Below are 25,053 nucleotides of genomic sequence, written 5' to 3'. Positions count from 1 at the left end.
CTTTGACTAAAACTTTATTCAACAACGGTGGGGGCTGTTGCTGAGAGAGACCACTGTCATGGTTTATACCAAAGAAGACTTTCAAGCCCGCGTAGGTCACGTAGACAAAAAGCAGTCTCGCCTTGTGCGCCGTGGCTATACGACACGCATCGACCGGAATGGCGTTATCGTTGCCAAGCCGAAAGCCATGCGCCTGCGTCTGCCTGTGAAAGGCGCGTTCCTGCTGATCGTCGGGTTTTTCTGCCTGAAAGCGTTGATCCTGTCCGCCAATGGTCCTGACACCTACAACGACCGACTGACTTCGTTGAGCAATGGCAACGCGATTGAAGTTATGGGTGCGCGGGTTCTGGCGATTGATCCTGCAACGCAGTTTCTGGCCGACCAGATGGGCCCCTTGTTCCGTTAATTTTTGAGTACCGCTGCGGCAGGCCCTCCGGGGGGAGGGGTGGCTGCGGCGGGTTTGCGTGCGTTTCGTATGCGCAATAAAAAAGGCCGCGCCCGTTTTCTAACGGTGCGGCCTTTTCATGTCTGCATTCTGTTGGCTAGGCGGTGCGCGGCGCAAAGATACGCCGCAGCACAGTTCAGCGGATCAGGTTGCTGCGTGCAACGCTGTCGATGTCGCCGCGGACAAGACCGATATCGGCCAGTTCGCGATCTGTCAGATCGGAAAGTGCATTGTTGGTAATGCGTGCATCGTTCCAAGCGGCGATGGAAGTTGCCAGATCGGCAACAAGAGCGAATGCGCGGTTTGCGAATGTTGCTACGCCGTAGGTTGTGCGGGTGGTGTCAAAAGCAGCCATTGGAGCCGTCCTTCTATTTGTAGGGTTGTGCCGATTTCTTCGGCGGTATGAGGGGCAAATAGGCAAAGTGAAAACTTTCCACAAGCCATGCAAACGCACTGCTGATATGCGTTTGCTGCATAGCAGCGAGTTTGCGCGCAAACTCCATAAAATATGGCGAAATCCGGGCTGTTCCCTTGTCGGTTTTGGCGTGGTTTGCGACGCATTTTGCTGCGCTGCGGCATGAATTGCTGTTTTGCGACCAGATCGGTGTCGCAAACGGATGCTTTGATTTAATTTGTAGGCAATGTTCGCGTTTCGTGCTACTGCACCAAAAAAGCAACAAGATTGAGGGAATGAAGCAGGATGATACGTGTAATCGGCATTGATCCGGGCTTGCGCAACATGGGATGGGGCGTGATCGACGTGGCGGGGAGCAAATTGAGCCATGTGGCAAACGGTATCTGCCATTCCTCGACGGGTGTTGAGCTGGCCGAGCGGCTGTTGAGCCTGCATGCGCAACTGACCCGCGTGTTCACCACATATCGCCCGCAGACGGCAGCAGTGGAGCATACGTTTGTGAACAAGGACGGGGTCGCTACCCTGAAACTGGGTCAGGCGCGTGGTATCGCGCTGTTGGTGCCCGCGCAGATGGGTTTGAGCGTGGGGGAATACGCGCCCAACAATGTGAAAAAGACAGTTGTGGGCGTAGGCCATGCCGATAAGGGCCAAGTGGCGCATATGGTGCGCATGCAGTTGCCCGGTGTGGAGTTTGAAGGTCCTGATGCGGCGGATGCCTTGGCGATTGCGATAACCCATGCGCACCACGGGGGCGCCTCGAACTATGCTGCGGCTATCGCGAAGGCCAGCGCATGATTGGCAAGATTACAGGCCGCATCGAGTACCGCGCCACGGATCATGTGCTGATCGACGTGCGCGGTGTGGGCTATCTGGTGTATTGTTCGGAGCGGACATTGGCGGGACTGCCAGGGGTGGGCGAGGTTGCAGCGGTCTACACGGATATGCTGGTGCAGGAGACAAACCTGCAGCTGTTCGGCTTTACCACATTGGCGGAAAAGGAATGGCACAAGTTGCTGACGAGCGTTCAGGGCGTCGGTGCAAAGGCGTCGCTTGCGATTCTGGGGGCGCTGGGGCCTGACGGGATCGGCCGCGCAATTGCGCTGGGCGACTGGAACGCGGTGAAGGTAGCCAAGGGCATCGGCCCAAAGATCGCGCAGCGTGTTGTGCTGGACCTCAAAGACAAAGCGCCTGCGATGATGGCGATGGGGGGAACGGTGGCCGAAGCTTTGGGCGATCACGAGGCTGAAGTGATCGAAGCCCCCGTAAAGCGCCGTGCGCCCGCAGCTGCGCCCAATGCCAGCGCGCAGTCAGAGGCTTTGTCGGCGCTGTCAAACCTCGGGTACAGTCCAGGCGATGCGGCGGGCGCTGTTGCGCAAGCGGCAGGCGAGGCACCTGACGCAGATACGCCCGCGCTGATCCGTGCGGCGTTGAAACTTCTGGCACCGAGAGAGTAAGGTGCGCGTGACGCCTGATGCGGGCGGCTCATCGCTGCCCTTTGGGCGCTCTTCGTTGGGGATGACATGATAGATAGCGACCCGATTGTGCGCCCTGAGGGCATGCCCGAAGATTTTGACCGTGCGCTGCGTCCACAAATGCTGGACGAGTTTGTCGGGCAAGCGGAGGCGCGGGCGAACCTCAAGGTATTTATACAATCCGCAAAGCAGCGCGAAGAAGCGATGGATCACACACTGTTCCACGGTCCGCCCGGTTTGGGGAAAACCACACTCGCGCAGATTATGGCACGCGAACTGGGGGTTGGCTTTCGGATGACATCCGGCCCCGTGCTGGCCAAGGCCGGTGATTTGGCGGCGATCCTGACCAATCTGGAAAAGCGCGATGTCTTGTTCATCGACGAGATTCACAGGCTGAACCCTGCTGTAGAAGAAGTGCTGTATCCTGCGCTGGAGGATTTCGAGCTGGATCTGGTGATTGGCGAGGGGCCTGCGGCGCGCACGGTGCGGATCGAATTGCAGCCCTTTACTCTGGTTGGTGCGACCACGCGCATGGGCTTGTTGACGACGCCGCTGCGGGACCGTTTCGGCATCCCCACGCGGTTGCAGTTCTATACCGAGGACGAGTTGTTCATCATTGTGGAGCGCAATGCGCGCAAGCTGGGGGCGCCTGCGGAAGAGGGCGGCGCGCGCGAGATCGCCAAGCGCGCACGGGGCACGCCGCGTATTGCGGGGCGTCTGTTGCGCCGCGTGGTGGATTTTGCCGTCGTCGAGGGCAATGGCCGTGTCACGCGGGAGCTGGCGGATATGGCGCTGACGCGTCTGGGCGTTGATCATCTGGGGCTGGATGGTGCTGACAGGCGATATCTGCGTCTGATTGCGGAGAATTATCAAGGAGGGCCTGTGGGCATCGAGACGATGTCTGCGGCATTGTCAGAATCGCGGGATGCCCTGGAAGAAGTGATCGAGCCGTTCTTGCTGCAGCAAGGATTGATCCAGCGCACCCCGCGCGGACGGATGTTGGCGCAAAAAGCATGGGTGCATCTGGGGATGGAGCCGCCCAAGCGCGATGTCGATCTGTTTGGCTGAGGGGCGGATCGAGTTTATGGGAAAAATAAAGAAGCGGGCGGAACCGCTGGTGTGAGGTGAATATGGAACCCCAAGAGATTGAAGCGTTGTTTACCCGCACGGACGGGCAGTTTGTTTTTGCACGTTGGGGGCGGCCAATCGCGCCTATCGTTTTTGGCGTGGAAGAGGCGAGTTTGCAGGTTGTAAAAGGCGCGCTGGAGGCTGTGACGGCGCTGGCGGGCCATAAGATGGCCGAGACGGATATGGAGCTTGGCTCCAATTTGATGGTGTTTTTTTTCTCGGAATGGGCGGAATTGCTGGAGGTGCCGGGGATGGACCGTCTGGTGCCTGATCTGGGGCCATTGGTGGACCGACTGCAGGGGGTGGACGCGAACCAGTATCGGTTCTTTCGCTTCGATGAAGCTGGCGCAATCAAGGCGTGTTTTGTGTTCTTGCGGATGGATCAGCATCTGGCAGCGGTGCCTGCACAGACGTTGGCGCTGAGCCAGATCGTGCAGTCTTATCTGCTTTGGTCGGATGAGGCGTTCAAGGACCGGTCGCCTCTTGCTGTCGCGGGGGAGAATACGATCTTGCGCCCTGATGTGGCGGGATTGATCCGTGCGGCCTATGATCCGGTCTTGCCACCTGCGGCGACGGATGCGTCGCATGCGCTGCGACTTTATGCGCGGATGCAGGCAGGGGCGGGGGACGTCCAATGAATAAAGAGGACGTTCAATGAATGGGGAAGCGTCAGTGAGTGACGGCGCGACAGGGGTGCACCGCAAGGAAATTCGTGTCTATTACGAAGACACCGATATGGCGGGGATCGTGTATTACGCCAATTATCTGCGCTTTATCGAGCGTGCGCGCAGTGACTGGGTGCGTGAGGTGGGCATCGACCAGCTGGCGATGAAGCAAGCTGGTGTCGTTTTTGCTGTACGCCGTGTGGAGGCGGATTACATCGCGCCTGCGCGCTATGGCGATGTGTTGGAAGTGCGCACCACGCTGGACAGCTTGAGTGCTGCCAGAATGGTCATGGGCCAGCAGGTATGGTGTGGAGATACTCTGATCTTTACTGCATCGGTGCTGATTGTGTGCATCGGGGAGAGCGGTAAACCCGTGCGTCTTCCAGCGGAATGTCGCCTGCTGAACGGGTGATTGGGCGCTGCCGCGCTTGGCCCTCGCTTTTTGTCTTGTGCTGCGTTAGATTTGGCGCAAATGGAGCCTGATAACAGGCCCGCACGTAGGCAGTAGAGTAGAGCAACACACATGCAGACAGCATTGATCGCGGCCGAAGTCGGCGGCAGCATTACCGTATGGGGCATGTTTGCCCAAGCGACAATTACCGTAAAGCTGGTGATGATCGCCCTTGTGGTGGCAAGTTTCTGGACTTGGTCCATCATCGTCCAGAAAATCATCCAGTACCGTGCGGCCCGCGCGGAAGCCGAAGAGTTTGACCGCGCCTTTTGGTCGGGAGAGCCGTTGGACGGGTTGTTCGACCAGATCGGGCCAGAGCCTGCAGGGGCTGCGCAAAAGATTTTTGCGGCTGGAATGACCGAATGGCGGCGTTCGCACCGCGAGGATGGTGGACTGATCCCCGGTGCCACGGCGCGGATTGACCGCAGCATGGATGTGGCAATCGCCAAAGAGGCGGAGCGTTTGCAAAAGGGTCTGCCCGTGTTGGCGACCACAGGGTCGACCGCGCCTTTTGTCGGGCTGTTCGGGACGGTGTTCGGAATCATGAATGCGTTTATCGAGATTGCAGAGCAGCAAAACACCAATCTGGCCGTTGTTGCACCCGGTATTGCCGAGGCCTTGCTGGCCACGGGATTGGGACTGATGGCTGCGATCCCTGCGGTGGTTTATTACAACAAGTTCAACGCAGACAGCGACCGTATTCTTGGTGGATACGAGGCCTTTGCGGATGAATTTGCCACGATCCTCAGCCGCCAGTTGGACACCTGAGCCATGGCGGGTGGTGTGATGCAAAAAAGTGGTGGCGGCGGGCGGCGCAGGCGGCGCGGCGGTGCGCAGCCGATGTCGGAGATCAACATCACTCCCTTTGTTGATGTCATGCTGGTGCTGTTGATTATCTTTATGGTGGCGGCACCGCTTTTGACGGTGGGTGTGCCTGTGGAGTTGCCCAAAACGGCAGCCTCGGCGCTGCCTGCAGAGCAGGAGGAGCCGCTGACGGTGACGATCACAGCAGAAGGCACTGTGCAGATTTTGACAACCGAAACGCCGCGCGGCGAGTTGGTGGCGAAGTTGCGCGCGGTGGCCGCAGAGCGGGAAGGCGACCGCGTGTTTTTGCGCGCGGATGGTGCGGTGCCCTATAGCACTGTGATGGAGATTATGGGCGCGCTGAATGCGGGCGGGTTTTCCAACATTGGTCTGGTGACGGATATCGGCGGGCCAACGCTGGACGGATCTGGAAACTAGGCGATGTCGCGCGCGCGCAGAACAGGTAATATTGTCTCGGCGGTGGGCCATGCGGGCTTCATCGGCTGGGTGCTGTTTGGCGGATTGTTCACGTCAAGGCCTGACCCTGTGGAGGTGCAGGAGGTCGCTATGATCTCGGGCGAGGAATTTGCCGCATTGGTCGAAGCATCGCGCCAGCCGGTCGAGCTGGCCGAGACGCCAACGCCTGCTGCGCCCGAAGTAACAGCGGATGCGCCCGAAGTGGACGCAGCGATTGAGGCGCCTGCGGCGGCACCGATCCCCGAAGTTGCAGAGCCTGCCGAGGAACCTGTCGAAGAAATAGCGCCTGCCGTTTCAGAGGCCGCACCAGAACTGCCGCAGCCGCCTGCCGAAGTGACGGTAGAGGATGCGCCCGTAGACGACGCACCCGCTGAGCGGCCTGCCGAAGTGATCGCACCCGAGCCGGCACCGCGCCCTGAGCCGGAGGCGGTACAAGAACCTACACCGCAAGAGGCGGTGATCCCCGTTGAGACGGGCGAGACGGTGGAGCAGCCGCAAGAGGCGACCCAGACCCCCGAAGCGACAGACCGGATTGTGACCGAAGCGGCAGAAGCCCCCGCGGCGGCGCCCACAGCCTCTATGCGCCCGCCTGCGCGCAGACCCTCTGCGCCGCGCCCGACCCAAACAGCCGAGGCACCTGCAACGCCGAGCCAACAGGAAACGGTCGTGGATGATGCTGCCGTGCAAGCCGCACTTGAAGCGGCGCTGAGTTCGGCGGAGGCAGACGTACCGACAGGGCCGCCCATGTCATCGGGAGAGAAAGACGCGCTGCGGCTTGCTGTGCAAAACTGCTGGAATGTGGACCCGGGCGCGCGCTGGGCGCAGACCACGGTGACGATTGCCATGAGCATGACGCAGGACGGCAAGGTTGTCGGCAATTCGCTGCGGATGATCGCGAGCGAGGGGGGTGATGGATCGACGGCCAATGCAGCCTTTGGCGCGGCGCGGCGTGCGATACTGTTGTGCCAGAAAGACGGCTACCCCTTGCCGGCAGAAAAATATGGCCAGTGGAAAGAGATCGAGATGACGTTCAATCCAGAGCGGATGCGGATTCGATGAAAGTTGTCGCTGGCATAACGCTTTGCCTGTGTATGGCGGCACCCTTGTTTGCACAGGTGGTAACGCGCCCACAGGCGCGCCCGGCGACCCCTGCTGTTTTGGTGCCGCAGATGCAGGGGCCTGACCGCCCCATAATGGCCTCGTCGCGTGATGGTCTGACAGCGGCGGAGGCGGCAGAGTTTCGCCGTGAAGTGCGGGCGTGCTGGCTGGCAGATGCGAATGCCCCAGCGGTTACTCTGGGCTTTTCGTTGGACCGCAGCGGGCGGCCTGGTGCGGGCTCTGTGCGCGAAGTGCGCCATGGCGCTGGTGGGAACCAAGCGGTGTCACAGGCGTTTGCTGCTGCAAAACGGGCGGTTTTGCGCTGTGGGAGAGATGGATACACTCTCCCCGTTGAGAAATACGATCAATGGCGGGATATTGAGCTGACGTTCAGCCCTGAAAGGATGAATTGAGATGAAGTTTTTGAGCATCTGTCTGGCGGTTATCTGTGCGCTGGGGCTAACGCATGCCGCCCAAGCGCAGCAAGGCCCGCTGCGCATCACCATTGAGGAAGGCATCATTCAGCCGTTGCCTTTTGCGGTGCCTGATTTTCAGGCCGAGACAGGCGAAGCAGGCCAGCTGGCCGCTGATCTGGCCCGCGTGATTGCCGCTGATTTGCAAGGTACGGGTGTGTTTCGGGAAATCCCGAGTTCGGCCTTTATCGCGCAATACAGTGATTTCAACGCGCCCATCCAGTTTGCGGATTGGAAGGCGATCAATGCGCAGGCGCTGGTGACAGGGGCGGTATCTGTCTCGGGTAACAGTGTGAACGTCAAATTCCGTGTTTACGATGTGGTGTCTGGCACGAACCTTGGCGAGGGGTTGCAGTTTTCGGGCACAACAGAGGGCTGGCGGCGCATGGCGCACAAAGTCGCCGACGAGGTGTACAGCCGCATCACAGGTGAGGGCGGCTATTTCGACAGCCGCGTGGTTTATGTGAGCGAGACAGGCCCCAAGGACGACCGCAAGAAGCGTCTGGCGATCATGGATTATGACGGAGCCAATGTGCGCTATCTGACTGACAGCAGTGCGATTGTGCTGGCACCGCGTTTCTCGCCCACGGGTGACCGTGTGCTGTACACCAGCTATGAGACAGGCTTTCCACGTATCTATGTTCTTGACGTAGGTTCGGTCCAGCGGCGGGTTTTGCAGAGCGGTGATGGCACGATGAGCTTTGCGCCGCGTTTCTCGCCTTCGGGCAATACGGTGGTGTTTTCTATTGCACAGGGCGGCAACACCGACATTTACACGATGGATATCGCATCCGGCCAGTCGGTGCGCCTGACCAACACGCCCGCGATCGAGACAGCGCCCAGCTATAGCCCCGATGGCAGCCAGATCGTGTTTGAAAGTGACCGCTCAGGCTCCCCCCAGCTATATGTTATGTCTGCCACAGGCGGAGAGGCGCGGCGGATATCGTTTGGCGAGGGGCGTTATGGCACGCCTGTCTGGTCGCCGCGTGGTGATCTGGTGGCCTTTACCAAACAGAATGCGGGGCGTTTCCACATCGGTGTTATGCGCACGGATGGATCAGAAGAACGCCTGCTTACCGCTTCGTTTCTGGACGAGGGGCCGACATGGTCGCCCAATGGCCGCGTGATCATGTTTACCCGTGAAACGCAGGGTGAGGGGGGCGCGTCCTCACTTTATTCCGTGGACATCACAGGGCGCGTGTTGCGGCAGGTGAACACCCCCGAAGGCGGATCAGACCCCAGCTGGTCACCGTTGCAGCAGTAATCCTTTCCCCGATGTGCCGCAGTGTGGTAGATCGGGGGTAACAATAAAAAACCGATAAGAGGTCGAGACAGATGAAATTCCTACCAATGAGCCTTCTGGTCGCAGCTGTGGCGCTGTCGGCCTGTACCAATCCCAACCGTTTTGGCGGTGATGAAGGCATCGCAAATCCGCCTGCCACCACAGGCACACCACTGAACGGCGTGGTCCCGGGCAGTGCTAATGACCCTACTTCAACGGCTTATTTCAACCAGACAGTCGGCGACCGTGTGTTGTTTGAGGTGGATCAGTCCACGCTTACTGCCGCAGGTCGTGCCACGCTGGATGGGCAGGCAGGCTGGCTGATGACCAATGCCGACTATCAGGCCGTGATCGAGGGCCACGCAGACGAGCAGGGCACGCGCGAATACAACCTCGCATTGGGCGCGCGCCGCGCCAATGCTGCGCGCGAGTATCTCTTGTCCAAAGGTGTGCCTGGTGCGCGCCTGCGTGTTGTCAGCTATGGCAAGGAACGCCCGATCGAGATTTGCTCGAACGAGGCCTGTTATGCCAAGAACCGCCGCGCTGTGACTGTGCTGGCGGGTGGGCAGACCAGCTAGTAATATCTTAACGGGGGGCAGCGTGATGCGCTTTGCTTTTATCTTTGCGATTGTTCTGGGCGGGGTCGGCATGGCCGCGGTGCCGACCGGGCTGCGCGCGCAGGATGCGCAGACGCTGGCCGATATCCGGCAGGAACTGACCGTGTTGAATGTGGAGATGACCAAGCTCAAACGGGAGTTGGCAACCACTGGCACGGCGGGCGGTATCCAGCTGCCGCAATCTGTGCTTGAGCGTGTGAACGCGATGGAGAGCGAGCTGTCGCGCGTAACGGCGAAAACCGAAGAGTTGGAGTTCCGCATCAACCGCATTGTGGATGACGGCACGCGGCGCATCGCCGATCTGGAGTTCCGTCTGGTGGAGCTGGAGGGTGGCGATATTTCCACCCTTGGCGAAACGACAACCCTTGGCGGGGCGGATCAGGCGACAGCACCTGCACCTGCGGTTGCCCCTCAAACCAACACAAGCCAGCTCGCCGTGGGCGAGCAAGACGACTTCAAGCGGGCGCAGGAGGCGCTCGCATCCGGTGACTTTCGAGCCGCCGCAGAGCAGCTTGCGACCTTCAATGAGACCTACCCGGGCTCTCCAATAGCGGCAGAGGTGGACCTGTTGCGCGGTGATGCGTTGGACGGAATGGGTGATATCCGTGAGGCGGCGCGTGCCTATCTGGCCAGTTTTGGCGCCGCACCCACAGGCCCGATCGCGCCTGAGGCCCTGTATAAGCTGGGATCGTCCCTTGGCGCGCTGGGCCAGAACTCCGAGGCGTGTGTGACGCTGGGCGAAGTGCCGCTACGCTTTGCCGACAGCCCTTTTGCGGCCTCGGCGCAATCGGAGCGGGCCAAGCTGGGATGCAGCTAGACCAGAACTGGCTGACGCAGCAGGGCGAGGATGCCATGCTGTTGCATGTTGTTGATACGGCCTTTTTTATCCCTGTTCCTGCCTGTATCGGGATTGCCGTGTCAGGCGGTGGCGACAGCGTGGCCTTATTGCATTTGTTTGCGCGGTGGTCGGCGCAGACCGGTCATCCGATTGCTGCGGTGACGGTGGATCACGGGCTAAGACCCGAAAGCGGCGCAGAGGCCGAGACCGTCACCGCCCTGTGCCAGACCCTTGGGGTGGCGCATGACACACTGCACTGGCACGCCCCAAAGGGCGCGGGCAACCTGCCCGCCGCGGCCCGCGACGGGCGTTATGCCCTGATGGCCGACTGGGCAAAGGCCAAGGGCATTGGCGGGATTGTTTTGGGCCATACGATTGATGACAGCGCCGAGAATTTTCTGATCCGTCTGGGCCGTGCGTCCGGTGTGGACGGGCTGGCAGAGATGGAGAGCCGTTTTGAGCGGGACGGTATCGCATGGTCGCGCCCGTTATGGCAGCAAACGCGGGCTGACCTGCGCGCCTATTTGCAGCGCCACAATATCGTCTGGTCCGAAGACCCGAGCAATGATGACCCCCGTTACCTGCGCACAAAAGTGCGACGGATTTTGCCGCAGTTGGCAGATCTGGGGATCACTGCGGACAGTATCCACCAGTCAGCCTTTGCACTGCGCCAAGCGCAGGCGGCGCTGGCGCATTACGCTCGGCAAGAGGCCGAAGCCCATGTGACGCAAGACAGCGGTGATCTGGTTTTTCCGTTGCGCATCCACCCGCCGATGCCCGCTGATATCGAGCGGCGTCTGGTTGTGGCGGCGCTGCAATGGGTGGGATCAAACCCCTATCCGCCGCGCAAGGTATTTGCCGGCGTTCTTGCCCATGAACTGGCCCACCAACAGCGCATGACGATTGGCGGATGTCTTGTCATGAAGCGAAAAGGCCAACTCCGCATCACGCGCGAGTACAACGCGGTCAAAGACCTGCGCGGCCCGACGGAGGCGATCTGGGATACACGCTGGAGGCTGGATGGCCCCCATGCGCGCGATCTGGAAGTGCGCGCATTGGGCAACGGGGTGGCGCTGTTGCCGGATTGGCGCAAAACGGGGGTGCCGCGGCCCACGCTGATGGCCTCTCCGGCGGTGTGGCGGGGGGATAAGCTGGTGGCGGCACCTCTTGCGGGATACAATCCCGACTGGTCTGTACAGATCGTCGCAGATTTTACCTCTTTCCTCGTTTCGCATTGAACAAACTGCGCCAGCCTCTATCTTAGGGTGGTGGCGCAGAGAGTCTCTCTGGGCCGTTAGGTATTCAGGAGAGTTTCCTTGGGCAATTTCCGTAATCTTGCATTCTGGGCTGTTTTGCTTGTTCTCGTCTTTTCGTTGTTCAATCTGTTCAACGGCGGCAGTGGCGGCGGCGGGATGCAAAACCGCGAGATCAGCTATTCCGATTTTGTGACATCGGTAGAGAATGGCAACGTGAGCAATGTCACCCTCGACGGCGAGCAAGTGCGCTTTCGCCAGTCGGACGGCAATGACTACATCGCGATCAAGCCGATGGACGCCGAAGTGACCAAGCTGTTGACAGATAACAGCATTCCTTTCCGCGCGGAGAGCCAGCAGGAAAGCGGTTTGCAGACATTCCTTGTCTCGCTGCTGCCCATTTTGTTGCTGATCGGCGTGTGGATCTACTTTATGAACCGTATGCAGGGTGGCGGCAAAGGCGGCGCCATGGGGTTTGGGAAATCCAAGGCCAAGATGCTGACGGAAAAGCACGGTCGTGTGACGTTTGACGACGTTGCAGGCATCGACGAGGCCAAAGAAGAGTTGGAAGAGATCGTCGAATTCCTGCGCAACCCGCAGAAATTCAGTCGCCTCGGCGGCAAGATTCCCAAAGGTGCGTTGCTTGAGGGCCCTCCCGGTACGGGTAAAACACTGCTGGCCCGCGCTATTGCGGGTGAGGCCGGTGTGCCGTTCTTCACCATCTCTGGTTCCGACTTTGTCGAGATGTTTGTGGGCGTTGGTGCGTCCCGTGTGCGCGATATGTTCGAGCAGGCGAAGAAAAACGCGCCTTGTATCGTGTTCATCGACGAAATCGACGCAGTAGGCCGCCACCGTGGCGCGGGCTATGGCGGCGGGAACGACGAGCGTGAGCAGACGCTTAACCAGCTGCTGGTCGAGATGGACGGTTTTGAAGCCAACGAAGGTGTTATCATCATCGCGGCGACCAACCGTAAAGATGTTCTGGACCCTGCATTGCTGCGTCCGGGCCGCTTTGACCGTCAAGTGACAGTCGGTAATCCCGACATCAAAGGCCGTGAGAAAATCCTTGGTGTGCATGCACGCAAGACGCCACTTGGCCCTGACGTTGATCTGCGGATCATCGCCCGCGGTACACCTGGTTTCTCTGGTGCGGACCTTGCCAACCTTGTGAACGAGGCGGCGTTGACAGCCGCGCGTGTGGGCCGCCGCTTTGTGGCCATGCTGGACTTCGAATCTGCCAAAGACAAGATCATGATGGGGGCCGAGCGCCGCTCGATGGTGTTGACGCAGGACCAGAAGGAAAAGACAGCCTATCACGAGGCAGGCCATGCGATTGTCGGTATCAAGCTGCCGAAATGTGACCCTGTCTATAAGGCAACGATCATTCCGCGCGGCGGTGCATTGGGGATGGTGATGAGCCTGCCCGAGATGGACAAACTGCAGATGTTCAAGGACGAAGCCGAAGAGCGGATTGCCATGACCATGGCGGGCAAAGCGGCCGAAATCTTCAAATACGGTGCTGAGTCTGTTTCGTCTGGCCCTGTGGGCGATATCATGCAGGCCAGTGCCTTGGCCCGTGCGATGGTAATGCGGTATGGTATGTCCGACAAAGTGGGCAACATCGACTATCAGGAAGCGGCTGCTGGCTATCAGGCCAATGGTGGCGCGGGGGGCTTTAGTGTCTCGGCAGCGACCAAAGAGCTGATCGAATCAGAGGTGAAAAAGATCATCGATGATGGATACGCGCTGGCCTATAAGCTGATCGAAGATCACGCAGACGAGTTTGAGCGTCTGGCGCAGGGTCTGCTTGAGTATGAAACGCTGACAGGTGAAGAGATCAAGCGCGTGATGGCGGGCAACCCACCGACTGAGCCCGAGGATGACGACAAGCCTGACAGTGGCTCAGCCCCGAGCATCACTGCGATTCCCAAGGCGAAGGGCAAAAAGACCCCTCCGTCTGGCGGGATGGAGCCTGAACCTTCTGTCTGATCACTTCTTGTGAAACCGACAGGACAAAAGATAATGGCCCCGCTGCGTGCGGGGCCTTTTCTTTTTGTCGCGATACGCTCAGGTTCATCGCCAAAGGAGAGCCGCCATGCCCGCACTTGTTCCGACAGATTACTACGGCACCATCACTTGGTTAGGCGTTGTGCCTGAACGTGCGGCAGGTTTGAAAGCTGTGGCGCGGGACCAACTGCCGCTGGGGTTTGCTGGCCCAGAGGGAGAGGACCACGGCGGATTGACGCGGCCATCGTGCAGTCGGGTTCTGTCGCAATATCCGCGCGATACGGAAATCCGCAACACCCGTCAGCTGTGCGTAATGAGTGCGGAAGAACTGGCGCAGATTGCAGCCACGATGGGGATTGAGGTGCTCGACCCTAGCTATATGGGGGCGACGCTGGTGCTGGCGGGTATCCCCGATTTCACACACCTACCGCCCTCGGCACGGCTGCAATCAGAATCAGGCGCGACGATTGTGGTGGATATGGAAAACCGCCCCTGCATGCTGCCCGCCCGCGAGATTGAGGCGGATATGCCCGGTGTGGGTAAGGCTATCAAAGGGGCGGCGAAAGATATCCGCGGTGTGACAGCGTGGGTCGAGCGCGAAGGCGTGTTGACCCTCGGCGAGAAGATGCGCCTGCATATCCCCGCCCAACGGGGCTGGGCGCCTGCGATGATCTAAAGCTTCAGCCCCCTGGTTTGGTAAAACGGGCAGCACTTGTGCTGCGCTGCCCGACCTTTATGCGCTTTGCGCCACCGATGGCTGGGGCTGCCGCGCGGTTGTTGCGCAGTGTGTTCATCAGGGCTGGCACATGTTTGCTCAGCTCGACGGCGCCTGTTTCGGCGTCGGCACGGTCACCGTTCACGCGGACGGCAACGACCGCAAAGATGCGCGTGCGCCCTTGGTCATGCACAAACACAGGCGCGCCAGAAGAACCGAAGGTCGCATCGCAATCCAGACCCACCACATCGCCACGATAGCGTTTCTGGAGGATACACCCCCGCTCCAGCGTGAGCGCGCCCATGCGCCCGCGGCCATATGAGGCGACGGTAAGGGCACTGCCTTTGCGTGCTTGTGATGTGATCTCGTAGGGGTTGATGCCGACCTCGAACATCGGGCTGTCGAGGCGGATCAGTGCCACGTCGTTTTTGATTGCGGAGGGACGATCGCCTGCTTTGCGTGCCGCAGTATATCCCGGTGCGATCACGACATCGACGGCGGCGCGTGCAGCGATTTCGGTGCCGTCACGGTATCCGGCCCGAAAGGTGAATTCCTCGCCCTGTTCGTAGACACAATGTGCTGCAGTCAGGATGACGTCACGGGTGATCAGGGCGGCGGTGCAACTGCCTGTGGCGCTTTGCAGCAGGCCGACTGATTCAAACCCCAGCAATTTATCGCGCCGGTCCAGCCTGTCCTTTGTCTGGGCCACGGCACCGCTGGTGGCTGTGAGGCACAGCACAATCGCAAGAGAGATATATCGAAGGCCCATTTAACTATCCTGTCTTGGTGTTCGGTACCTGCTTAGCCCGCAAAAGCAGTACGATTGTGACCAGAATGGAGCGGGGTAAAGGCTTGTCTGTTGATGGACCAAGAGGTGTGGCGCCTGCTGTTCAGGTTTCTTAAACGAAACCCGACTGCGACGTGACGCCGCATCGCGTGCTGGAAATGTCGTTATCCAGACCTGTGTCAGCAGCATGCCCTTGTATGCATTTCGCAGAACCTGCCGAAGTGGCACAGAATGGGGATTACCATGGCTTTTAAGACTGACATTGAAATTGCGCGCGAAGCGAACAAGAAACCCATTCAGGAGATTGGTGCCAAGCTGGGCATCTCTTCGGACGATCTGCTGCCCTACGGCCATGACAAAGCAAAGGTGAGCCAGACGTTCATCAATTCGGTTCAGGACCGCAAAGACGGCAAGCTGATCCTTGTTACTGCGATCAACCCGACCCCTGCGGGTGAGGGCAAGACGACCACAACAGTGGGTCTGGGCGATGGTCTGAACCGTATTGGCAAGAACGCCTGTGTGTGTATCCGCGAAGCCTCGCTTGGGCCGAACTTTGGTATGAAGGGCGGGGCTGCTGGTGGTGGCTATGCGCAGGTTGTGCCGATGGAAGAGATGAACCTGCATTTTACGGGTGATTTCCACGCCATCACGAGCGCCCATAACCTGTTGAGCGCGATGATCGACAACCACATTTACTGGGGCAATTCACTTGAGATCGACACGCGCCGTGTTGTCTGGCGCCGTGTGGTCGACATGAACGACCGCGCGCTGCGCACGATTACCGCGTCTTTGGGCGGTGTCTCCAACGGTTTCCCGCGTGAGGCGGGTTTTGACATCACGGTGGCCTCCGAAGTGATGGCGATCCTGTGTCTGGCTAAGAACCTTGAGGATCTGCAAGAGCGTCTCGGCTCCATGATCGTGGCGCACCGCCGCGACCGCTCGCCCGTTTATTGCCGCGATATCAAGGCGGATGGCGCGATGACTGTACTGCTGAAAGACGCAATGCAGCCCAATATCGTGCAAACACTCGAGAATAATCCTGCGTTCGTACATGGCGGCCCGTTCGCCAATATCGCGCATGGCTGTAACTCGGTCATTGCCACCACAACGGCGCTGAAGCTGGCCGATTATGTGGTGACCGAAGCCGGTTTCGGTGCCGATCTGGGTGCTGAGAAATTCATGAACATCAAATGCCGCAAAGCGGGTCTTGCACCGAGCGTTGTGGTGGTTGTCGCAACGGTGCGTGCAATGAAGATGAACGGTGGTGTCGCCAAGGCCGATCTTGGTACAGAGAACGTAGATGCGGTGCAAAAAGGCTGTGCCAACCTTGGCCGTCACGTGGAAAACGTGAAATCCTTTGGCGTGCCTGTGGTTGTTGCGATCAACCACTTTGTCACCGACACGGATGCCGAAGTGCAGGCGATCAAGGATTATGTTGCAGCACAGGGCGCCGAAGCCATCCTGTCGCGTCACTGGGAACTGGGCTCTGAAGGGTCGGCAGACCTTGCCACCCGTGTGGCCGAGATTGCCGACGCAGGAGAGGCGAATTTTGCGCCGATCTATCCCGACGACATGCCGCTGTTCCAGAAAATCGAGGCGGTTGCCAAGAAAATCTACCGTGCGGACGAAGTGCTGGCAGACCAGAAGATCCGCAACCAGTTGAAGGATTGGGAAGCGCAGGGCTATGGCAACTTGCCCGTTTGTATGGCGAAAACGCAATACAGCTTTACCACTGATCCTGATCGCCGCGGCGCACCTGTCGGGTTCTCTGTTCCGGTGCGCGAAGTGCGTCTGTCGGCGGGGGCGGGTTTTGTCGTGGTAATCTGCGGTGAGATTATGACCATGCCAGGCCTGCCGCGCGTGCCATCGGCAGAGAATATCAAGCTGAATGCAGACGGTGATGTTGAGGGCCTGTTCTGATTAGAACGGGCGGATAAAATCAGGGGGCGGGGGTGGACCCCGCCCCCTGATTTGGCCTTTGGCCATGAGTTTACAGGAAAAATAAAGAAGAAGGTGCTAGGGCATATGGCTGCGACGATTATTGACGGTAAGGAATTTGCGGCACGGGTGCGCGCGCAGGTCGGCACCCATGTGGCGCGTTTGAAAGCAGATCACGGGATCACGCCTGGATTGGCTGTGGTGTTGGTGGGGGAAGACCCTGCAAGTCAGGTTTATGTCCGCTCCAAGGGGAAGATGACTGTCGAAGTGGGCATGAAATCGGTCGAGCATAAGCTGGATGTGGATACGTCAGAGGCAGATTTGTTGAAGGTAATCGAGGATCTGAACAATGATCCTGAAATCCACGGCATTCTGTGTCAGTTGCCATTGCCCAAGCATCTGGACGAGGATTTGATCATCAACTCGATCTCGCCTGCCAAGGATGTGGACGGGTTCCATATCTCTAATGTGGGTCTGTTGGGAACGGGGCAGAAAAGCATGGTGCCTTGCACGCCATTGGGCTGTTTGATGATGTTGCGCGACCATCACGGTTCCATCTCGGGGATGGATGCGGTTGTGATCGGACGGAGTAACATTGTGGGCAAACCGATGGCGCAGTTGTTGCTGAATGACAGTGCGACTGTGACGATTGCCCATAGCCGGACAAAAGATCTGGCGGATGTGGTGCGGCGTGCAGATATTGTCGTCGCGGCTGTAGGCCGTCCCGAAATGGTGCCCGGTGACTGGATTAAACCCGGTGCTACGGTGATTGACGTAGGTATTAACCGTCTGGACGCGCCCGAGAAGGGCGAGGGCAAGACCAAGCTGGTGGGCGATGTACACTTCGAGAGCTGTGCAGCTGTTGCCGGTGCGATTACGCCTGTTCCAGGTGGCGTGGGCCCCATGACCATTGCTTGCCTCTTGGCCAATACCGTTACAGCCTGTTGTCGCGCAAACGGTCTGGACGAGCCTGAAGGCTTAACCGCCTAAGACAATCGAGTGCATTACGCGGCCGGGGAGGAGAGTGAACGCTCCGGCCACGAGCAGCGCAGAGAAGGCCATGGTTTTCATGGTGCGCTGGTGCTGGGCTATATCCCCTGCGCGCGCCGAACGGATGCCGCTGACCAGATTCCAAAGTACATAGAGCGAAAGCAGGTGGATCGGGCTGAACGGGCCGATCATGCGCAGCTCGTGTATAAAGAAGCTGCTGAGGGCGATCCCTGCCATCGTCGCGACCCACATGCGGCCCATGAGGCGGTGATAGCCGCTGCCTTTCGGCAACATCAATATGGCGATGGTCAGCGCGATTGCGGCCAGCGCCAGCAGGATGTGGAACTGGATGATCGGGGCGGCTGAGGTAAAGGGTGTGAGGGTCATGCAAGGCTCCATTGTGTTGGTGTGCCTTGTCATGGCAATCTGGGCGTACCCCCGCCAGCGCAACTGCGCAGGCGGCGCAGATGATACGTGAATGACAAGGATGATACAGCGGATGCAATTCGCGCTTCGTGAAATGGAACGGTACCGCGTGCCGCTTTTGGTCTGGCTGACGTTGAGCGTTGTTGCAGGGATCGCGGGTCCATTCGGGACATCAGGGGCAGTGGCTGCGCCGGTATTGTTTGCTTATTGGACCGGTGTTGTCGGTGTAAGCATTCTGCTGAGTCTGATCGCGTTTCGCTATGCTGAAGGGTTTGGCCGAACGGGGGCAGTGCTGATTTGGGTGCTGTTTGTTTTGGGTCTGTCCGGCGTGTTACACGCTATAAACTCTGCCGCGTTCCCAAGCTGGGGCGGCGTGGTTGACTGGGCCACGCTTACGGGAAATGTGGCGGTTGTGACTGCTGCGGTAAAGCTGGTTATCTGGGGGATTGGCACACCTGCGGCAACCGGACTGGCAGAGCCTGCGCGGCCTGATCCGTTTATGGCGCGCGTTCCCATCGGTGTACGCGGCCCGTTGGTGCGGATCGAGGCGCAGGACCACTACTTGAATGTTGTCACCACGCGGGGCGAGGCTTTGATCCTGATGCGCCTGAGCGATGCAATCGCGGAACTGTCGGGGCGCGGATTGCAAGTGCACCGCTCGCATTGGGTGGCGCTGGATGCGGTCAAGGCGCACCGCCGAGACAAGGGCCGCGATCTGTTGGTCATGTCGGATACGCGCGAAGTTCCGGTGAGCCGCAGTTTTCGCGCCGCCGCACAGGACGCTGCACTGTTCTAGGGTCAGACAGGGACAGGCACCATCGTGCCTTGCAAAAGTGCGATCAGGGTTTGTGTGCCGTCCGCGGCTTGTGCGTGTACCTCGGATGTGACCACGCACAGTCGCTTGCCGGGTTTGATGACGCGGCCCGTGGCGATCAGCAATGTGCCGCGCGCAGGCGCCATCAGATTGATTTTGATCTCGGCTGTGACGACTTCGCTGTCCAGCGGCAGCATGGTGAGCGCGGCATAGCCAGCGGCACTGTCGCCGATGGAGAAGGTGAGGCCCGCATGGCCAAAACCCTGCTGTTGGCGCGCGCCTTCCAGAATGGGGGCGGTGATGCGCACCATTCCTTCCTCTATGTGGTCCATCCGCGCGCCAAGTGTTGCCATCATGGATTGCGCATCAAAGCTGCGGTGGATGCGTTGTATTTGTTCTGGGGTCATGGGTTATCTCGGCATGGGAACTGCGGTGGGGGTCGGGCCGGTGAGTACGGCAATCGCCTCCGCGCGCATGAGGTCTGAAAGGATAGGTGTCTGCGCGCGCAGGCCCCCTGTGTAGGTGCCATAGGCGGGTAGGATGACGCGGTTGGTGTCGATCAGAAACGCAGGCCGCGTGATGGCCCGGCCGCGCGCGTTTACGGTGGCTTTAGGGTGATAGTGGCCTGATATTTCGCCGCTGGCGCTGTCTTGGGCGATGTGGCGAAAGGTAAGCGGCGGCAGAGGCAATTCAGCCAGATGCGCGCCGCCAAATTCGACCGGACCGGGGTCGTGGTTGCCTTCGATCCAGACCCAGCGGCGGCCTGCTTGCAGGCGCAAAATCCAGTGGCGCTCTTCCTCTGGTAAAGATTCGGCGGCGGGCAGGTCATCAAAGCAGTCGCCCAGACAGACCACATTGCGCGCATGGGTCAGGGCCAGATCGGCGGCCAGACGGTTGAGCGTGTCACGGGTGTCATAGGGCGGCAGGGAAGTGCCGCCGCGCCGCGCAATACGCTCGGATTTGCCCAGATGCAGGTCACTGACCACCAGCAGGCTTTCTTCGGGCCACCACAGAGCACCGGACCCCAAGGCTTTGAGCGGTGCGCCTGACAAGGTGAATTCATATCCATTCATGTGCAAAACAGTGTCGCACATCGGGGGTGGCTGCAAGAGGGAGGAATGCGGCACGCCGTAGGTATAGCGGGCAGGGGGCCAGCCCCCTTTGCCTCAAGAGGCAAATTCCCCCGGAGGATTTAGGGCCAAGAAAAATAGAGTGTATTGAAGGGACGGTTTTTGATCTGGGGAGGTACAGAAAAGCCGACTGTCAAAAGCCCACACGCCAGCGCGGTTTATCTGCGGGGGGCGGGGTGATCTGGGCGAGGCCTGAATGCTCCATCAGGCGGCGTGATTCCTCGGCCAGCAGGCGCTCTTCTGCGTCGCCTTTGACGGGGACGCGGCCCATTTCCAGGAACAAGGGCGCGGCCAGCGGGGTGACGAGGGGCAGTGTCAGGTGGTCTATGCGGCCGCGGGTACGGTCCAGCATTTCCTCGATGCGGCCAAAATCGACGAGACCGCGCAGGGCCTCTTCGCGGGTGATGTCCAGCATCAGGTGGTCGGGGTCGTATTTGGCAAGTGTGTCATACAGGATGTCGGAACTAAATGTGGCCTGACGGCCTGATTTACGCGCTTGGGGGCTGTTCCGTTCAATCAGCCCCGCGATGGTGGCAGAGGCACGGAAGGTGCGTTTCATCACGGCATTGCCAGCGAGCCATGTCTCCATCCCGTTTTGCAGCGCGTGGGCGTCCAGCAGTGGCGCGGCATCGGTAACGGGATCAAGGCTCCAGATCAGGGTGGCATAGTCTGTCGCGACAAAGCCCAAGGGGCTGAGGCCTAACTCTTCCATCCGTTTTGTGAGCAGCAGGCCAAGCGTTTGCTGGCCGTTGCGCCCCGCAAACCCGTAAAAGACGGTTTGTGCGCGGCCATCGTGGGGGAAACTCTCGATCAGCAGGCGACCGGGTTGGGGCAGCTGGCTGCGGGTGCGTTGCAGGCTGAGCCAGTCTGCGGTGTGTGGGGGCAGTTCGGGCCAGCTGTCTTGGTTGAACATGCGCTGGACGCGGGCGGACAATTGGGTTGAGGTGGCGAATTTGGTGCCCATAAATGTGGCCACCTTTGGTTTTTTGCCTTTGTCGCGCGAGACTTCTACAGTCATTTCGCGCAGGCCTTCGTATTTCACGATTTGGCCGCCGATGAGGAATGTATCGCCCGGCGTGAGGGTGGCGGCGAATCCTTCCTCGATTTCGCCCAGTGGTTTGCCGCCACGGTTGCGCTTCATGCGGACTTTGAGTGTGTCGGTGTCCTGAATGGTGCCGATGTTCATGCGGATGTTGCGCGTGGCGCGCGGATCGCGGAGTTGCCACAGGCCATCGGGGCGCTGGATCAGGCGTTGCCATTTGTCATAGCGGCGCAGTGCGTAGCCGCCCGTGGCGCAAAAATCGAGACATTCATCGAATTGGGCGCGGCTGAGGGTGCTATAGGCGCCAGCGGAGGTAACTTCGCCATAGAGCGCATCGGCCTCGAAAGGGCCTGCACAAGCGGTGATCAGGATATGTTGGCACAGGACGTCCCGTGGGCCTGCGCCGCGTGGATCACCGTCCAACTCGCCGTCAAGGACGGCCTCCAAGGCTGCGACACACTCGACCACTTCAAAACGGTTGGCGGGGACAAGCAGTGCCTTGGAGGGCGCGTTGTAGCGGTGGTTGGCCCGGCCGATGCGCTGGACGAGGCGTTTGACGTTTTTGGGCGCGCCGATTTGGATCACAAGGTCCACATCGCCCCAGTCGATGCCAAGATCGAGACTTCCTGTGCAGACGATGGCGCGCAGCTCGCCACGCACCATGGCCCCCTCGACACGGGCGCGCTGGGTGCGGTCAAGGCTGCCGTGGTGAATGCCGATGGGCAGGCTGTCTTCGTTGGCGAGCCAGAGGTTGTGGAAAAATATTTCGGCCTGCGCGCGGGTATTGTGGAAAATAAGCGTTGTATTGTGCTGTTTGACTTGCTCCAGCACGGCGGGGATCGCATAGGCCGCGCCGCCGCCTGACCACGGGGGCGCTTCTTCGGTACGCAGCATCCGGATGTCGGGCGCGGGGCCAGGATCGGCCAGCAGGATATCGCATGGGTCGGGGTGACGGGCCATAATATGGGCGATGGCGGCGGGGTCCTCGACCGTCGCCGAGAGCCCGACGCGCTTGAGATCGGGGCAGATCGCGTTGAGGCGGGCCAGCGCCAGCATCATCTGGTCGCCGCGTTTGGATTCCGCAAGCGCGTGGATTTCGTCGATGACCACACGCTTGAGCCCAGCGAACATGCGCGGCGCGTCCTCGTAACTGACGAGCAAAGCGAGGCTTTCGGGGGTGGTCAGGAAAATATGCGGTGGATCTGCGCGCTGGCGTTTGCGCAGGGTGGCGGTGGTGTCGCCTGTGCGTTCTTCAATGCGGATATCGAGGCCCATCTCCTCGACGGGTGTGGTCAGGTTACGTTTGATGTCGGCAGCGAGTGCTTTGAGCGGGGAGATATAGAGTGTGTGCATGCCCTCGTGCGGCGCAGAATGCAGGTCAATGAGGGTGGGCAGGAACCCCGAGAGTGTTTTGCCGCCGCCCGTTGGTGCGATAAGCAGCAAGGAGGGATCATCGGCGCGGTCCAGCATGGTTTGCTGGTGCGGGTGGATGGACCAGCCTTTGGAGGCGAACCAGTCTTGGAAGGTGGAGGGGAGTTTGCGCATGCAGTGCTAGATAGCATGGCGAAGCGAGGGGGCCAGCCCCCATCGGCCCAAGGGCCGCTTCCCCCGGAGGATTTAGGGCCAAGAAAAATAGGATTTATTTCAGGCGCGGTTTCAGGTTTCTGATTTGGGTTTGTATGGTTTGGGGGAGGGTCGTGTCAGCGCCCTCGGGGGCGTCGTCCAACGCGCTGGCGATGTCTTTGACCAAAATGGCGATTGTATTGTCTTCGGTATAGCCGTCGCGGGCAAATTCGATTGAGTTGAAGCCCGAGGCGAGCCAGTTCTGGCCTGAAGAGGTGTGGATGAGGTCGAGCAGGGCGCTGATATCGAGGCCCGCGTCATCGGCCCAATCCAGTACCAGCCGCGTCATAGCGGTATTGGAGGCGGCGAGCAGGTTGTTGAGTACTTTGGCCTGCATGCCCGACCCGTAGTCGCCCATGCGGTGGAAGTGTTTGCCCATAGCTGCAAAGAGCGGCATGGCGCCGTCGATATCTGCTGCATCGCCACCGATCATAAAGCTGAGGCGGGCTTCCTCTGCGGCGATTTGTGCGCCCGACATGGGCGCGTCGATGAGGGCGATATGGGAGGGGATGCGCGCGCGCAAGTCGCGTACATAGCGTGGCGACAGGGTAGAGCAGATGATGATGCGGATCAGCGTGGGGATGGCGGCGAGGTTCTGATCGCCAAACAGGACGGCATCGGTCTGGTCGATGTCGCGGACAACAGTGATGAGTGTATCGAGGTCTTCGGAAAAGACGGCGATATCATCGGTGATGTGCGGTGTGTCCATAGGCACCACATCATAGCCGCGCGCGGGAAGACCTGCGGCGCGCAGGGCGGCCAGCATTGGTGCGCCCATCCGTCCGCAGCCTGCGATACCTGTCCGTGAGCGCATGGCGCTATTTCACGATATGTTCGTCTTTGACGAACATGTTGGCCCACGCGCGGTCCATCAACTCGGGGCTCATTTGATAGGGGATGCCTTCGAATTCGCAGATGGCGATCACCTGATCGATCAGAAAGATCGGCTGGTAGTTGGCATAGACGTTGTCGATGGTGGGGTATTTGTTTTTCAACAGGTGAATCAGCGTCGCTTCATCCAGCGGCATTTTGCGTTTTTTGGCCATCATGGCAAAGATTTTCAGGAAATTCGCCTGATCCGGCCCGTCGATTTTGATTTTGAAAAAGATACGGCGCAAAGCGGCTGTATCGAAAATCTCGTTCGGGTGGAAGTTGGTAGAGAAGATCACCAGCGTGTCGAAGGGAACCTCGAATTTCTCACCGGACTGAAGCGCGAGGATATCCTTGCTTTCTTCCAGCGGAACAATCCAGCGGTTCACGATGCTTTGAGGTGGCTCTTTTTGGCGGCCAAGGTCGTCGACGATAAAGATGCCGCCGGTCGATTTCAGCTGGAGCGGGGCCTGATAGGTTTTGGCGGTGGGGTTGTAGACCAGATCGAGCATGTCGATGGTCAATTCACCACCCGTAATGACCGCAGGACGGGTACAGCGAACGTAGCGGGCATCATAGCGGGTGATGCGGCGCAGCGAATTGGGGTCTTGTGTCTCTTCCTCGATCTTGTTGTGCACGATGGGGTCATAGACAGTGATGACCTGCGATGCGTATTCAATCGCGTGGGGTACATAGACGTGATCGCCAAGAGCGTCGCGGATGCCGTTGGAAATACTGGATTTTCCGTTTCCGGGTGGGCCGTACATGAGGATAGAGCGACCCGCGGAGACCGCAGGGCCAAGGTTGCCAAGCAGCGCGTCCGGTAGAATGAGATGGCCCATAGCACCTGTCAGCTGGGCGCGGGTGATCTGCATATTGCGCACGGATTGCCGCTTGACCTGCTCGCGATAGACCTCAAGCGGGACGGGCATCGGGCCGAAATATTCGGACTGGGCCAAGGCATCAAGCGCGCGGGCCTTGCCGCCATCGGTGAGCTGGTATCCCATCTCGCCTGCGCCCTCAGAGGTGATGGAGCCTGTGGCCTCGATCAGACGTTGGGTGCGGCACATATCCACCAGTTCTTGCACAACCGGGATTGGCAGGCAAACAGCCTTGGACAGATCGCTGACCAGATCAAGGTTTTTGCGGAAGATGGTTTTGATCAGGATATCGCGCATCATCACAATTGGCAGACGCATGTCTGACAGTGTTTTTGGCGCGGGTGGGGCCATGACGGTGGTGTTGGGCGCGTTCATAATCTTTGTGTCCCTGCTCTTGGGTGGGTTTTGAGAT

The 25,053-nt window shown here is 59.6% G+C and carries 27 protein-coding genes; 19 read left to right on the top strand and 8 right to left on the bottom strand.

The genetic code is table 11. The features are described 5' to 3' along the window. The first annotated feature begins 58 nt into the window (after window positions 1-58). Entirely contained in the window at window positions 59-406 is a 348-nt protein-coding gene (locus Q0903_RS11170; RefSeq protein WP_299415235.1) for a hypothetical protein, read from the top strand. Window positions 407-581: 175 nt separating this feature from the next. Here the strand turns inward: Q0903_RS11170 and Q0903_RS11165 are convergent, their stop codons facing one another. Continuing rightward, on the bottom strand, window positions 582-800 hold the full coding sequence (locus Q0903_RS11165; protein ID WP_299028679.1) for a DUF1127 domain-containing protein: 219 nt from the start codon (window positions 798-800) through the stop codon (window positions 582-584). 348 nt (window positions 801-1,148) lie between these two features. Between Q0903_RS11165 and ruvC the strand changes: the two genes are divergently transcribed. The 15 genes from ruvC (at window position 1,149) to Q0903_RS11090 (ending at window position 14,101) form a co-directional block, all read left to right on the top strand. Further along, window positions 1,149-1,655 (top strand): crossover junction endodeoxyribonuclease RuvC, encoded by a 507-nt coding sequence (ruvC, locus tag Q0903_RS11160; RefSeq protein WP_299029836.1) that lies wholly within the window; start codon window positions 1,149-1,151, stop codon window positions 1,653-1,655. Next, window positions 1,652-2,314, top strand: coding sequence for a Holliday junction branch migration protein RuvA (gene ruvA, locus Q0903_RS11155; protein ID WP_299415233.1), 663 nt, complete (start codon window positions 1,652-1,654; stop codon window positions 2,312-2,314). The genes ruvC and ruvA overlap by 4 nt, the downstream gene beginning before the upstream one ends. A 66-nt stretch (window positions 2,315-2,380) precedes the next feature. Continuing rightward, entirely contained in the window at window positions 2,381-3,400 is a 1,020-nt protein-coding gene (gene ruvB, locus Q0903_RS11150; protein ID WP_299028685.1) for a Holliday junction branch migration DNA helicase RuvB, read from the top strand. 62 nt (window positions 3,401-3,462) lie between these two features. Then, window positions 3,463-4,098, top strand: coding sequence for a hypothetical protein (locus Q0903_RS11145; RefSeq protein ID WP_299415231.1), 636 nt, complete (start codon window positions 3,463-3,465; stop codon window positions 4,096-4,098). A gap of 16 nt (window positions 4,099-4,114) precedes the next feature. After that, window positions 4,115-4,537 (top strand): tol-pal system-associated acyl-CoA thioesterase, encoded by a 423-nt coding sequence (ybgC, locus tag Q0903_RS11140; protein ID WP_299415229.1) that lies wholly within the window; start codon window positions 4,115-4,117, stop codon window positions 4,535-4,537. A gap of 111 nt (window positions 4,538-4,648) precedes the next feature. After that, the gene (gene tolQ / locus Q0903_RS11135; RefSeq protein ID WP_299028694.1) at window positions 4,649-5,344 is read left to right on the top strand and encodes a protein TolQ; all 696 of its coding nucleotides are present in this window, start codon (window positions 4,649-4,651) and stop codon (window positions 5,342-5,344) included. 3 nt (window positions 5,345-5,347) lie between these two features. Further along, complete coding sequence (gene tolR, locus Q0903_RS11130) at window positions 5,348-5,818, top strand: protein TolR (RefSeq protein ID WP_299028697.1); 471 nt, start codon at window positions 5,348-5,350, stop codon at window positions 5,816-5,818. 3 nt (window positions 5,819-5,821) lie between these two features. Then, window positions 5,822-6,916, top strand: coding sequence for an energy transducer TonB (locus tag Q0903_RS11125; RefSeq protein WP_299415226.1), 1,095 nt, complete (start codon window positions 5,822-5,824; stop codon window positions 6,914-6,916). Further along, entirely contained in the window at window positions 6,913-7,368 is a 456-nt protein-coding gene (locus Q0903_RS11120) for a hypothetical protein (RefSeq protein ID WP_299415216.1), read from the top strand. The genes Q0903_RS11125 and Q0903_RS11120 overlap by 4 nt, the downstream gene beginning before the upstream one ends. A gap of 1 nt (window position 7,369) precedes the next feature. Continuing rightward, entirely contained in the window at window positions 7,370-8,692 is a 1,323-nt protein-coding gene (tolB, locus tag Q0903_RS11115; protein ID WP_299028706.1) for a Tol-Pal system beta propeller repeat protein TolB, read from the top strand. Window positions 8,693-8,763: 71 nt separating this feature from the next. After that, on the top strand, window positions 8,764-9,288 hold the full coding sequence (pal, locus tag Q0903_RS11110) for a peptidoglycan-associated lipoprotein Pal (protein WP_299415213.1): 525 nt from the start codon (window positions 8,764-8,766) through the stop codon (window positions 9,286-9,288). A 25-nt stretch (window positions 9,289-9,313) separates the two neighbouring features. Further along, complete coding sequence (locus tag Q0903_RS11105) at window positions 9,314-10,144, top strand: tetratricopeptide repeat protein (protein ID WP_299415210.1); 831 nt, start codon at window positions 9,314-9,316, stop codon at window positions 10,142-10,144. Further along, complete coding sequence (tilS, locus tag Q0903_RS11100; protein WP_299415207.1) at window positions 10,135-11,403, top strand: tRNA lysidine(34) synthetase TilS; 1,269 nt, start codon at window positions 10,135-10,137, stop codon at window positions 11,401-11,403. The genes Q0903_RS11105 and tilS overlap by 10 nt, the downstream gene beginning before the upstream one ends. A gap of 78 nt (window positions 11,404-11,481) precedes the next feature. Further along, window positions 11,482-13,407: an ATP-dependent zinc metalloprotease FtsH gene (gene ftsH, locus Q0903_RS11095; RefSeq protein ID WP_299028718.1), complete on the top strand. Its 1,926-nt coding sequence runs from the start codon at window positions 11,482-11,484 to the stop codon at window positions 13,405-13,407. Window positions 13,408-13,513: 106 nt separating this feature from the next. After that, complete coding sequence (locus Q0903_RS11090; protein ID WP_299415204.1) at window positions 13,514-14,101, top strand: sulfurase; 588 nt, start codon at window positions 13,514-13,516, stop codon at window positions 14,099-14,101. A gap of 4 nt (window positions 14,102-14,105) precedes the next feature. Here Q0903_RS11090 and Q0903_RS11085 read toward each other — a convergent pair whose 3' ends face one another. Continuing rightward, window positions 14,106-14,909: a trypsin-like serine protease gene (locus tag Q0903_RS11085; protein ID WP_299415201.1), complete on the bottom strand. Its 804-nt coding sequence runs from the start codon at window positions 14,907-14,909 to the stop codon at window positions 14,106-14,108. Window positions 14,910-15,170: 261 nt separating this feature from the next. Between Q0903_RS11085 and Q0903_RS11080 the strand changes: the two genes are divergently transcribed. Continuing rightward, window positions 15,171-16,847: a formate--tetrahydrofolate ligase gene (locus tag Q0903_RS11080; protein ID WP_299028727.1), complete on the top strand. Its 1,677-nt coding sequence runs from the start codon at window positions 15,171-15,173 to the stop codon at window positions 16,845-16,847. A gap of 105 nt (window positions 16,848-16,952) precedes the next feature. Next, window positions 16,953-17,855 (top strand): bifunctional methylenetetrahydrofolate dehydrogenase/methenyltetrahydrofolate cyclohydrolase FolD, encoded by a 903-nt coding sequence (gene folD / locus Q0903_RS11075; protein ID WP_299415197.1) that lies wholly within the window; start codon window positions 16,953-16,955, stop codon window positions 17,853-17,855. Here folD and Q0903_RS11070 read toward each other — a convergent pair. Then, the gene (locus tag Q0903_RS11070) at window positions 17,844-18,242 is read right to left on the bottom strand and encodes a DUF2306 domain-containing protein (protein ID WP_299415194.1); all 399 of its coding nucleotides are present in this window, start codon (window positions 18,240-18,242) and stop codon (window positions 17,844-17,846) included. The two genes, folD and Q0903_RS11070, sit on opposite strands and share 12 nt — an antisense overlap. 91 nt (window positions 18,243-18,333) lie before the next feature. Here Q0903_RS11070 and Q0903_RS11065 point away from each other — a divergent pair, with 91 nt between their 5' ends. Further along, entirely contained in the window at window positions 18,334-19,077 is a 744-nt protein-coding gene (locus tag Q0903_RS11065) for a LytTR family DNA-binding domain-containing protein (RefSeq protein ID WP_299415191.1), read from the top strand. A gap of 2 nt (window positions 19,078-19,079) precedes the next feature. On the opposite strand, the gene Q0903_RS11060 is transcribed toward Q0903_RS11065, so the two are convergent. From Q0903_RS11060 to Q0903_RS11040, 5 genes are all read right to left on the bottom strand, one after another. After that, on the bottom strand, window positions 19,080-19,502 hold the full coding sequence (locus Q0903_RS11060) for a PaaI family thioesterase (protein WP_299415188.1): 423 nt from the start codon (window positions 19,500-19,502) through the stop codon (window positions 19,080-19,082). A 3-nt stretch (window positions 19,503-19,505) separates the two neighbouring features. Next, the gene (gene pdeM, locus Q0903_RS11055) at window positions 19,506-20,168 is read right to left on the bottom strand and encodes a ligase-associated DNA damage response endonuclease PdeM (protein WP_299415186.1); all 663 of its coding nucleotides are present in this window, start codon (window positions 20,166-20,168) and stop codon (window positions 19,506-19,508) included. A 190-nt stretch (window positions 20,169-20,358) separates the two neighbouring features. Continuing rightward, window positions 20,359-22,812, bottom strand: coding sequence for a ligase-associated DNA damage response DEXH box helicase (locus tag Q0903_RS11050; protein WP_299415183.1), 2,454 nt, complete (start codon window positions 22,810-22,812; stop codon window positions 20,359-20,361). 94 nt (window positions 22,813-22,906) lie between these two features. After that, complete coding sequence (locus Q0903_RS11045) at window positions 22,907-23,704, bottom strand: NAD(P)-binding domain-containing protein (protein ID WP_299415180.1); 798 nt, start codon at window positions 23,702-23,704, stop codon at window positions 22,907-22,909. A 4-nt stretch (window positions 23,705-23,708) separates the two neighbouring features. Next, the gene (locus Q0903_RS11040) at window positions 23,709-25,016 is read right to left on the bottom strand and encodes an ATPase (protein ID WP_299028748.1); all 1,308 of its coding nucleotides are present in this window, start codon (window positions 25,014-25,016) and stop codon (window positions 23,709-23,711) included. Window positions 25,017-25,053 lie beyond the last annotated feature (37 nt).

The sequence above is a fragment of the uncultured Sulfitobacter sp. genome (assembly GCF_947502895.1).
GTDB lineage: Bacteria > Pseudomonadota > Alphaproteobacteria > Rhodobacterales > Rhodobacteraceae > Sulfitobacter.
The sequence above is the reverse complement of the archived record's forward strand: the minus strand, read 5'-3'. Positions and strand labels throughout refer to the sequence as shown.

Bases quoted from the DNA above. Each gene is read 5' to 3' on its own strand.
- Q0903_RS11060 (WP_299415188.1), bottom strand. From the start codon at position 19,502: ATGACCCCAGAACAAATACAACGCATCCACCGCAGCTTTGATGCGCAA.
- Q0903_RS11170 (WP_299415235.1), top strand. From the start codon at position 59: ATGGTTTATACCAAAGAAGACTTTCAAGCCCGCGTAGGTCACGTAGAC.
- Q0903_RS11105 (WP_299415210.1), top strand. From the start codon at position 9,314: ATGCGCTTTGCTTTTATCTTTGCGATTGTTCTGGGCGGGGTCGGCATG.
- Q0903_RS11070 (WP_299415194.1), bottom strand. From the start codon at position 18,242: ATGACCCTCACACCCTTTACCTCAGCCGCCCCGATCATCCAGTTCCAC.
- folD (WP_299415197.1), top strand. From the start codon at position 16,953: ATGGCTGCGACGATTATTGACGGTAAGGAATTTGCGGCACGGGTGCGC.
- ruvA (WP_299415233.1), top strand. From the start codon at position 1,652: ATGATTGGCAAGATTACAGGCCGCATCGAGTACCGCGCCACGGATCAT.
- tilS (WP_299415207.1), top strand. From the start codon at position 10,135: ATGCAGCTAGACCAGAACTGGCTGACGCAGCAGGGCGAGGATGCCATG.
- pdeM (WP_299415186.1), bottom strand. From the start codon at position 20,168: ATGAATGGATATGAATTCACCTTGTCAGGCGCACCGCTCAAAGCCTTG.
- ruvB (WP_299028685.1), top strand. From the start codon at position 2,381: ATGATAGATAGCGACCCGATTGTGCGCCCTGAGGGCATGCCCGAAGAT.
- Q0903_RS11045 (WP_299415180.1), bottom strand. From the start codon at position 23,704: ATGCGCTCACGGACAGGTATCGCAGGCTGCGGACGGATGGGCGCACCA.
- Q0903_RS11145 (WP_299415231.1), top strand. From the start codon at position 3,463: ATGGAACCCCAAGAGATTGAAGCGTTGTTTACCCGCACGGACGGGCAG.
- Q0903_RS11085 (WP_299415201.1), bottom strand. From the start codon at position 14,909: ATGGGCCTTCGATATATCTCTCTTGCGATTGTGCTGTGCCTCACAGCC.
- Q0903_RS11165 (WP_299028679.1), bottom strand. From the start codon at position 800: ATGGCTGCTTTTGACACCACCCGCACAACCTACGGCGTAGCAACATTC.
- tolR (WP_299028697.1), top strand. From the start codon at position 5,348: ATGGCGGGTGGTGTGATGCAAAAAAGTGGTGGCGGCGGGCGGCGCAGG.
- Q0903_RS11065 (WP_299415191.1), top strand. From the start codon at position 18,334: ATGACAAGGATGATACAGCGGATGCAATTCGCGCTTCGTGAAATGGAA.
- Q0903_RS11125 (WP_299415226.1), top strand. From the start codon at position 5,822: ATGTCGCGCGCGCGCAGAACAGGTAATATTGTCTCGGCGGTGGGCCAT.
- Q0903_RS11040 (WP_299028748.1), bottom strand. From the start codon at position 25,016: ATGAACGCGCCCAACACCACCGTCATGGCCCCACCCGCGCCAAAAACA.
- Q0903_RS11080 (WP_299028727.1), top strand. From the start codon at position 15,171: ATGGCTTTTAAGACTGACATTGAAATTGCGCGCGAAGCGAACAAGAAA.
- ybgC (WP_299415229.1), top strand. From the start codon at position 4,115: ATGAATGGGGAAGCGTCAGTGAGTGACGGCGCGACAGGGGTGCACCGC.
- tolB (WP_299028706.1), top strand. From the start codon at position 7,370: ATGAAGTTTTTGAGCATCTGTCTGGCGGTTATCTGTGCGCTGGGGCTA.
- Q0903_RS11090 (WP_299415204.1), top strand. From the start codon at position 13,514: ATGCCCGCACTTGTTCCGACAGATTACTACGGCACCATCACTTGGTTA.
- pal (WP_299415213.1), top strand. From the start codon at position 8,764: ATGAAATTCCTACCAATGAGCCTTCTGGTCGCAGCTGTGGCGCTGTCG.
- tolQ (WP_299028694.1), top strand. From the start codon at position 4,649: ATGCAGACAGCATTGATCGCGGCCGAAGTCGGCGGCAGCATTACCGTA.
- Q0903_RS11120 (WP_299415216.1), top strand. From the start codon at position 6,913: ATGAAAGTTGTCGCTGGCATAACGCTTTGCCTGTGTATGGCGGCACCC.
- Q0903_RS11050 (WP_299415183.1), bottom strand. From the start codon at position 22,812: ATGCGCAAACTCCCCTCCACCTTCCAAGACTGGTTCGCCTCCAAAGGC.